Below are 8,901 nucleotides of genomic sequence, written 5' to 3'. Positions count from 1 at the left end.
CTCGAGGTCAACGCCCATAACCTCGCGATCAAGATCACGCCGACCGAACAGCTGCCGATCCAGGCGCGCCAGGAGCGGATCGCCCGCCTGCGCGACCTCGGCGCCAACCCCGGCTCCGGCCCGGACCAGACCCTGCTGGTCCAGCGGCCGTACAGCCTCCTGGGACTGCCCGGCCTCGACGTCCAGCTGGCCAGCGGCTACCGCAGCGAAAGCCCGCACGTGCCGCTGCGCTACGACATCCGCGGCGCCGCCGACCTCGCCTACGGCAACCTCCAGGGCTACGTCGGGTCGGACGAGACCGGCGCGCCCTCCTCGGCCCGCGTGCTGTTCGAGCGCCGCTCGCTCGAAGGCCGCCTCCTGGGTCCGCTTAAGGCGCGGGTGGTCAGCATCGGCGACACCTTCACGCCGGCGCTGCCTCTGGGACCGCGCGGCATCGGCGGCCGCGGCGTGGCGATCTCCACCGTGCCGCTGGACCAGACCAACATCTTCAACCGCGTCGACCTGCGCGGCGAGCTGCCGATCGGCTACGACGTCGAACTCTACATCAACGACGTGCTGCGCAGCGGTCAGAACACCCCGGCGGAAGGCCGCTACGAGTTCCTCAACGTCCCGCTGTCGCCCGGCGTGAACGTGGTGCGCATCGTCACCTACGGGCCGCGCGGCGAGCGCACCGAGGAGACCCGGGTGCTGAACGTCGGCGGCGGCCTGGTCCGTCGCGGCGAGGCCACCTTCGAATTCGGCCTGGTCGAGCAGAACCGCGACGTCTTCTCCTTCCGCGACCGCGCGCGTCCGGTCGATGACGACGACGACGAGGTTGACGACGCCTCCGCCGGAGGCGCGATCCGCGGCTACCGCGGCGTGGCGGCTGTGAACTACGGCCTGGCCTCGTTCCTCACGGTCTCGGGCGGCGCCGCCATACTGCCGGTGACCGACGACGACTACCGAACCATCTTCAACGCCGGGATTCGGACCTCGGTGTTCGGCTTCTCCACCCAGCTGGACGCGGCCATGGACGACGACGGGGCCTACGCCGGCTTCGTCGGCGTCGCGGGCCAGGTCGGCGGCGCCTCGGTGGTGCTGCGCCACGCGGAGTTCCGCGGCGGCTTCCTCGACGAAAACGGCCCGGGTTTCGACATCACCGAGCCCACCCGGCGGCGCACCGAAGCCTCGGCGGACGCGAGCCTCGAGGTCGCCGGCCGTCTGATCCCCGTCTCGGCGCGCGCGGCGCGCTACCAGTACGACGACGGGACCGTGAACTACCTGGGCTCGCTGCGCGCCTCCAGCACGCTGGGCAGCTTCCTGGTCTCCACCGGGTTCGAATACGATCGCAAGGAGACGGCGAGTTCACGCACCGAGCGCCTCACCGGCTATCTCGGCGCCTCGACCTTCCGCGACTACGCTTGGCAGCTCCGCGCCACGCTGGACTACGACATCCTGCCCGAGTGGGCGGCTCGCACGATCGCCATCTCGGCCGACCGCGAGATCACGCCCACGTGGGGCCTGCGGCTGGGCGTGGGCCAGCCCCTGGACGATCTGGACGCCACGAACTTCACAGTGGCCAGCATCCACCGCCTGCAGGTGGGCGACCTCGCCCTCAGCGGCGAATACAACAACGACGACCAGAGCTTCCGCCTCGGCGCCCAGCTCAGCTTCGGCCTCAGCTTCAACCCGGCGCGGGGCTATCAGATGACGCGGCCCGGGCCCGGCAGCGGCGGCAGCGTCTTCTTCCAGGCCTTCATGGACGACAACGGCAACGGCGTGCGCGACGAGGGCGAGGCGCCGGTCAAGGACGTGGTGCTCGAGGGCGGCGCCCAGCGGGTCGTCACCGGGGAGGACGGCAGCGCCTTCGTCTCCGGCGTCGGGGCGGGGCCCACCTCACGGCTGGTCGTGGGCCTCGACCAGCTGGATGCCCTCTCGGTCAAGACGCCGCCGACCGTGCTCGACCTGCGGCCCAGGCCCGGCGCCACGCTTCGCGTAGACTACCCCATGCAGCCGACCGGCGACGTGCTGGTGAAGCTGATGCTCCGCCGCCCGGACGGCAGCTCCGTCGGCTTGGCCGCGGCCCGCCTGCTGCTGGTCGACTCGCGCGGCCGCAAGTTCGAGGCCGGCACGGAATTCGACGGCACGGCCCTGTTCTCCGGGGTGCCGGTCGGCAAGTACCGCGTCGAGCTTGAGCCCGACCAGGCCAAGCGGCTGCGCATGCGCCTGGCGGCGCCCGTCGCGGCCGAGGTAAAGAACGACGGCGGCTTCGGCGCCGACGTGCTCGCGGAAGCCGTCTTCGAAGCCCGACCTCAAGAAGAAGTCGCACAGACTAACGGTTTGGCGACCCAGGCCAATCAGGTTATCAACTGAGGACGCTGGGAAACCTGAGTTATGCAACACTCCCGTAACGGGAAATGCCCGCAACTTTTACTTGCGGCCACGACTCTGCTGCTTGCGTCCGGCGTCGCAGGAGCCGCGAACGCGGCCTGCGCTCTCACCTATGGCGCCTTGACCAGCACCCTGCCGAACCTCGGCAACGTGGTGTCCGCCACGGTCGGGGAGACGGTGTTCCGGGTCGCTCCTCAGACCGGCGCGATCACGATTCCGTCGGGGAATGGAGGGCGCACGTCCAGCGGCGACTCGATCGTCTCGATGACGATCTCGACGGCCAATCACGCGCACTGTCAGGACGTCATCATCGACGGCACGGTGACGGCCACAGGCTCGACGAACCGCGCCAAGAACATGCGCAACTTCAATATCAGCGTGGCCGGCAACATCACGCTCAACAGCCAGAGCGGGACGGGAGCTACGAGAACCTTCCAGCTCAAGATGCCGAAGGACAAAAGCGGCACTCTGTATGTCGGGATGGATTTCCCCATCAAAGGTGACAACGAGGGCGGAGCCACAGGTTTGGCCACCTCCTCCTATACGATCAGCCTCAACGCCGTGAACGGCAATGACATCAGCCGCAGCGGCCAGGGCAGAGCGACCGTGCGCCGGTCGCTGCGTATGGTGAAGACCTCGGACCTGTCCTTCGGCAAGATCGTCCGGCCCAGCACCGGCAGCAGCTTGGTTGTGCTGAATTCGTTCAACGGCGCCCGGACGCTGAGCGGAAGCGGCGTGGGCATTGAGACTCCAGCGCCCTCCCGCGCCGCCTACACCATTACCGGCGAAGCCGCGCAGATCGTCTCGATCACGGTACCGCCCAGCGTCTCGATGACGGGCCCTGGGCCCGCCTTGACCGTCAACCTGACCGCGTTCCGCCCCCCGCCTCAGAACGAGCTCGAGGACCAGGGCGACGGGACCGGCAGCTATACCTTTTACGTGGGCGGCAGCTTCACGGCCACCAGCACAACCCCGACGGGTACGTACTCGGGGGTCTTCAACGTGTCGGTGTCGTACAACTGACGCAGGCGCGAGTTTTGCGTGAATGGCCGGGGCGGCCGTGATAGAGCGCCGCAGCTGTGCCATTCTGGGGCGGAGGGCGTAATGCCGACCTATACGATCGACTTCAACAGCACGACGCTCGAACAGCTCGATCCTGTCGATGGTTCTCCTTACCGGCCGGTCGAGAACTTCTTTCTGGCCTCGACGGCAGACGTCCTGACGCTCGGCCAGACGATGTTCGACCTTGGCGACAGCGAATACATCTTCGTCAACGGCACGCGCGACTTGTCGATTCTGACGCGGGAGCCTTCATATCTCAGTGGCGAGCCCCAATCGTTTCGCGTCGCGTCGATCGATCTGAACGGCTTCACCTGGCAGAACTTCGAGCCGACCGGCGCACAGGTGACCTTCAAGTTCTCCGCCGTGGCCAAGGCCGATCCCGGCAAGACGCTCTACGGCTTCTTCACGACCGATGTCGGCGCAGGCTTCCAGACGCTCAACCTGGCGAACCTCGTGGTCACCGACGCCGACGGCGTTCCGCTGACCGACTACACCGGTCGCGGCTTCAATCAATTGCTGTACAGCCTCAGCTGGGTGGTCATCGACGACACCGCCGGTGGCGGCGCCCCGAAGTTCGCCGCGTACGACGACCTCGTCGTGATCACCAACAGCGCGCCGGTGACGAACGGGTTCGCCGACGGGACGCTGACCGGAAAAGGCGTTCTAGGGCAGCTCTTCACCAAGCAGATTGCGGCCAGCGACCCTGACGCCGAACGCGTCTACTTTGTCGTCGACAAGGTCCTGGTCGACGGCCAAGACGTGACCGACCAGGCCGTCGACCTGGGCATCGCCATCAGCGGCGCCGGCGTCCTGCGCATCGGCGTCCAGGAAGGCGACGCCGAGCTCGCCACCTCGCGGACGGTCCAGGTGACCTACCACGTCACCGATTTCGAGGGGAACTCGGTCCAGAAGACCCTCACCGTCGTCCAGGAGTCTGCGGTTCCTGCGGGGGTGAACCTCTGCGGCCTCGGCACCAACAAGCCCGACCACGTCGTGGGCTTCGCCGGCAACGACACCCTCTGCGGCGACAACCAGAACGATACGCTGGAAGGCCGCGGCGGCAACGACCTCCTCCACGGCGACAACGGCGAGGACAAGCTCTACGGCGAGGCCGGCCACGACCGCCTGGAGGGCGGCAACGGCAAGGACACGCTCTGGGGCGGGACCGGCAACGACACCCTCTACGGCGAGAACAGCCCCGACCGCCTCGACGGCGGCCAGGGGAACGACGTCCTATGGGGCGGCAATTCGCCGGACGAGTTCGTCTTCCGCTTCGACGGCGGCAACGACATCGTGATGGATTTCGACGTCAAGACCGACACGATGTACTTCGACATCTCTATGTTCGGGGTCAACTCCTTCGCCGACCTCAAGGCGAACGGTCACCTGGAGAGCGTCTCCGGCGGGGTCGTCATCCACTACGTGGGCTCCGAGGGCCTGGACAACACGATCTTCCTCAAAGGCGTCAGCCTCAGCTCGCTCAAGGCGGCGAATTTCGACTTCAGCATGCCGGGTGACATCTTCGGCTGACGCGCTACGCTGTTTTCCGAAGGCCTCGCCGCCGTCTGCGGCGGGGCCGCTTCGGGAGAACGCCATGCACCGCCGCCCGCTCGCCACTGGCCTTGCCGCCGCTATCCTTGGCGGCCTCGCCGCCGCGCATGCCGCCGCCGCATTGAAGACGGGCGACGCGGCCCCCGACTTCACGCTCCAGGGCTACCAGGCGGGCAAGCCCCTCACCTTCTCGCTCGCCCAGGCGCGCAAGAAGGGCCCCGTGGTGCTCTATTTCTTTCCCGCCGCCGACACCAAGGGCTGCAACATCGAGGCGAAGATGTTCGCCGACGCCATCCCGCAGTTCAAAGCCGCCGGGGCGACGGTGATCGGCGTCACGGCCGGCAACCTCGACAAGCTGAAGCAGATCTCCTCCGACACGGACAAGTGCTCGGGCAAGTTCCCGGTGGCCGCCGATCCGGGGGCCAAGGTGGCCAGGCAGTACGACGCCATCCTGCCGATGAAGCCGGACTGGTCCGACCGCACGTCCTACGTGATCGCCCCCAATGGCAAGGTCGTGCACGCCTACTCCAAGCTGGACCCCAACGAGCACGTCTCCCAGACGCTCGGCGCGGTGAAGGGGCTGAAGGGCGGGAAGTAGGCGGCTAGCGGCGCTTCGGCTCGCAACCGATCTTCTGGCACAGCCGCACTTCCATTTCCGCGGCGAAGTCCTCCTGCAGCGGGCGCACTGCCGCGTCCACCTTGCCCATCAGGGCGGGCGACTTCTGCATGAACGAGCGGCCGTCGGGCGACTCCATGTAGGCGACGGCGGCGGCCAGCTCAGCCTCGGTAAAGGCGTCGGCGATTACGGGCAGCATGCGCTCGACGAACTTGGGCGTCATCGCGCGCGCCGTCTCCTCCGCCGCATCGCCCACCGCAATCCGCAGCTCTGCCGTGATCGGCTCCTTCGCCTGCTCCGAAAGGGCGTCGACCATCCCGACTGTAAGCTGGGCGGTCAGCGCACCGACCATGTTCTCGAGGTTGGCCGCGGCGATGTAGCGCTTGGCCAGGTCCATCTGCCGCGCGGACGGCGCAGCCTGCGCGGGGGCCGCGGCGAGCACGAGGGCGGCGAGGCCGGCGGCGAACAGTCGGGCGGTCACGGAGAATCCTTTCGAAGACAGCGCCACGGTTGCGCGCACAGCTTAAGCGTGCAAGCCGAAATCCCTTGCCCCGACTGGGCTTTTCCCCTATTTGGCCGCCTCTTCACGGAAGGCGGTCTCACGCGGAACGCGAATGGGTCGGGAAACCCCCGGCCGCCGCGCTGAGAGCCATCGTATCCGGCGGACCTTCCGCCGCCGGACGCGCCGCCTTCCAAGCCGGAAGAAGGAACCTATGGCCCTCTACGAACACGTGGTCATTTCGCGGCAGGATATCTCGCCGCAACAGGCCGAAGCCCTCAACGACCAGCTCAAGGCCCTCATCGAACAAGGCGGCGGCAACGTCGCGAAGATCGAGTACTGGGGTCTGCGCAACCTGACCTACCGGATCAAGAAGAACCGCAAGGGTCACTACTCGCTGCTCGCCATCGACGCGCCCGCCGAGGCCGTGAAGGAGATGGAGCGCCAGCTGTCGATCAACGAAGACGTGCTGCGCTACATGACCGTCCGCGTCGAAGAGCTCGACCTCGAGCTGTCGCCCATCCTCGCCCGCCGCGATCGCGACCGCGAACGCCGCGACGACGCTCCGCAATTCTAAGAAAGGGAGGGCTCCATGTCTGAAGACACCTCCACGGCCCCGGCCGCTGCGGCCGGCGCTCCCGCCGGCGGCGCCCGCCGTCCGTTCTTCCGCCGCCGCAAGGTGTGCCCGTTCTCCGGCGCCAACGCCCCGAAGATCGACTACAAGGACGTCAAGCTCCTGCAGCGCTACGTCTCCGAGCGCGGCAAGATCGTGCCGTCGCGCATCACCGCGGTCTCCGCCAAGAAGCAGCGCGAGCTGGCCAAGGCCATCAAGCGCGCCCGCTTCCTGGCGCTGCTCCCCTACGTCGTGAAGTAAGGGGGAAGGATCCGATGAAAGTCATTCTGCTCGAACGGCTGGAAGGCTGGGGCGGCCTCGGCGACGTGGTCACCGTCAAGGACGGCTACGCCCGCAACTTCCTCCTGCCCCGCCAGAAGGCGCTCCGCGCCAACGCGGCCAACCTCAAGGTCTTCGAAGCCCAGCGCGCCGAGATCGAGGCCCGCAACGCCAAGGCCAAGGAAAGCGCCGCCAAGTCGGGTGAGAAGCTCGACGGCACGCAGTACGTCCTGATCCGTCAGGCGGGCGAATCCGGCCAGCTGTACGGCTCGGTCGCCGGCCGCGACGTGGCCGACGCGGTCAACGCCGAAGGCGGCAAGATCGAACGCTCGATGGTCGTGCTGGACAAGCCGATCAAGACGCTCGGCATGCACGAGGTGAAGATCCGCCTCCACTCGGAAGTGGTGGTCACCGTCACCCTCAACATCGCCCGCAGCCAGGACGAAGCCGACCGTCAGGCCCGCGGCGAGAACGTGATCTCCTCGCAGTTCGAGGAAGAGCGCCTCGCGGCCGACCAGGCCGCCGCCGACCTGCTGGAAGGCGGCGCTGGCCAGATCGCTTCGGACTACGTCGAAGCCTAGGCTTATCGTCGCACCTGCCGACGATGCAGACGGCGCGGGAGCGATCCCGCGCCGTTTTGCTTGGCCGCTGTTGCAGAATTGTCATTCCCCGCGACCGCGACGCTTCCTAGCTTGACCGGACCAACGCCGTTCTCCGGCTCAACGGAGGCCGCTTGGAAGGGGCAAGCTCATGAATTACCGCCACATCCTGTTCGCGGCCGCGTCCGCCGCGAGCCTGTGGGCCGGCGCCGCCGCCGCCCAGCCGGTCAACGCCGAGGTCGAGGAGCTGGTCGTCACCGGCACCCGCACCGAGGGCCGCTCGCGCCTCGACACCCTGGCGCCCGTCGACGTCATCTCCAACGAGGCCCTGGCCCGCCAGGGCGCGGCCACCGAACTGGCCCAGGCGCTGTCGAACCTGACGCCGGCCATCGACTTCCCGCGCCCGGCGATCACCGACGGCACCGACCACGTCCGCCCGGCCACCCTGCGCGGCCTCGCCCCCGACCAGACGCTGGTGCTGATCAACGGCATGCGCGGCCACGTCTCGGCCCTGGTCAACGTCAACGGCTCGATCGGCCGCGGCTCGACCGCCTTCGACCTCAACTCGATCCCGACCGTCGCCGTCGAGCGCGTCGAGATCCTGCGCGACGGCGCCTCGGCCCAGTACGGCGCCGACGCCATCGCCGGCGTCATGAACATCCGCCTGCGCGAGGCCCGCGAAGGCGGCGGCGCGACCGTCAGCTACGGCGTCCACGAAACCAAGGTGAAGACCTCCCGCGGCGAGCGGGACATGAACGACGGCCTGCAGGAGTCGATCTCCATCTGGCAGGGCCTGCCGCTGGGCGACCAGGGCTTCCTGACGGTGTCGGGCGAGTGGTCCCTGCGCCACCCGACCAACCGGTCGGACTTCGCCAACCCCACCGCCCTGCCCGCCTACGGCCGGCCGATCGTGCTCGGCCGCTTCGGCGACCCCTACGTGCGCAGCTGGGCGGCCTACGCCAACGCCGGCCTGCCGCTGAACGAGACCTGGGAGCTCTACGGTTACGCGGGCTACCAGCACCGCGACACCTCGGCCGCGGCCACCGCGCGCGCCTACAACAACGCCAACAACGTCGTGGCGCTGACCCCCGGCGGCTTCCTGCCCAAGATCGACACCGACATCGACGACTGGAACGTCCAGGGCGGCGTCCGCGGCGAGCTGGCCGGCTGGCGCACCGACCTCGGCGTCTCGTACGGCAAGAACGCGCTCGACTACTACACCGTGGACTCGGTCAACGCCTCGTACGGCGCGGCCTCCCAGCGCGACTTCTACGCGGGTTCGCTCGAGTACGATCAGTGGCTGGTGAACCTC

Annotated in this window: 9 protein-coding genes; 8 read left to right on the top strand and 1 reads right to left on the bottom strand. The window is 68.1% G+C overall.

Annotated elements, in window-relative coordinates; translation table 11 throughout:
* The 4 genes from RIF93_RS15775 to RIF93_RS15760 all read left to right on the top strand — a co-directional run.
* The coding region (locus RIF93_RS15775) for a hypothetical protein (RefSeq protein ID WP_309092402.1) at nucleotides 1–2,352 on the top strand (2,352 nt) is incomplete at its 5' end.
* A 138-nt stretch (nucleotides 2,353–2,490) separates the two neighbouring features.
* Nucleotides 2,491–3,393, top strand: coding sequence for a DUF4402 domain-containing protein (locus tag RIF93_RS15770; protein WP_309092401.1), 903 nt, complete (start codon nucleotides 2,491–2,493; stop codon nucleotides 3,391–3,393).
* Between the two features lie 81 nt (nucleotides 3,394–3,474).
* Nucleotides 3,475–4,962, top strand: coding sequence for a calcium-binding protein (locus RIF93_RS15765; RefSeq protein ID WP_309092400.1), 1,488 nt, complete (start codon nucleotides 3,475–3,477; stop codon nucleotides 4,960–4,962).
* Nucleotides 4,963–5,026: 64 nt separating this feature from the next.
* On the top strand, nucleotides 5,027–5,581 hold the full coding sequence (locus RIF93_RS15760) for a peroxiredoxin (RefSeq protein WP_309092399.1): 555 nt from the start codon (nucleotides 5,027–5,029) through the stop codon (nucleotides 5,579–5,581).
* Nucleotides 5,582–5,585: 4 nt separating this feature from the next.
* Here RIF93_RS15760 and RIF93_RS15755 read toward each other — a convergent pair whose 3' ends face one another.
* Entirely contained in the window at nucleotides 5,586–6,080 is a 495-nt protein-coding gene (locus RIF93_RS15755; protein ID WP_309092398.1) for a DUF2059 domain-containing protein, read from the bottom strand.
* A gap of 232 nt (nucleotides 6,081–6,312) precedes the next feature.
* Here RIF93_RS15755 and rpsF point away from each other — a divergent pair, with 232 nt between their 5' ends.
* From rpsF to RIF93_RS15735, 4 genes are all read left to right on the top strand, one after another.
* Entirely contained in the window at nucleotides 6,313–6,675 is a 363-nt protein-coding gene (gene rpsF / locus RIF93_RS15750; protein ID WP_309092397.1) for a 30S ribosomal protein S6, read from the top strand.
* 15 nt (nucleotides 6,676–6,690) lie between these two features.
* A complete protein-coding gene (rpsR, locus tag RIF93_RS15745) occupies nucleotides 6,691–6,972 on the top strand; it encodes a 30S ribosomal protein S18 (protein ID WP_309092396.1) in 282 nt (93 codons plus the stop codon).
* Between the two features lie 14 nt (nucleotides 6,973–6,986).
* Entirely contained in the window at nucleotides 6,987–7,571 is a 585-nt protein-coding gene (gene rplI, locus RIF93_RS15740) for a 50S ribosomal protein L9 (protein ID WP_309092395.1), read from the top strand.
* Between the two features lie 169 nt (nucleotides 7,572–7,740).
* Nucleotides 7,741–8,901, top strand: a 1,161-nt coding sequence (locus tag RIF93_RS15735) for a TonB-dependent receptor plug domain-containing protein (RefSeq protein WP_309092394.1), incomplete at its 3' end; no start/stop codon positions are given.

It is taken from the genome of Phenylobacterium sp., from assembly GCF_031181185.1.
GTDB lineage: Bacteria > Pseudomonadota > Alphaproteobacteria > Caulobacterales > Caulobacteraceae > Phenylobacterium.
The sequence above is the reverse complement of the archived record's forward strand: the minus strand, read 5'-3'. Positions and strand labels throughout refer to the sequence as shown.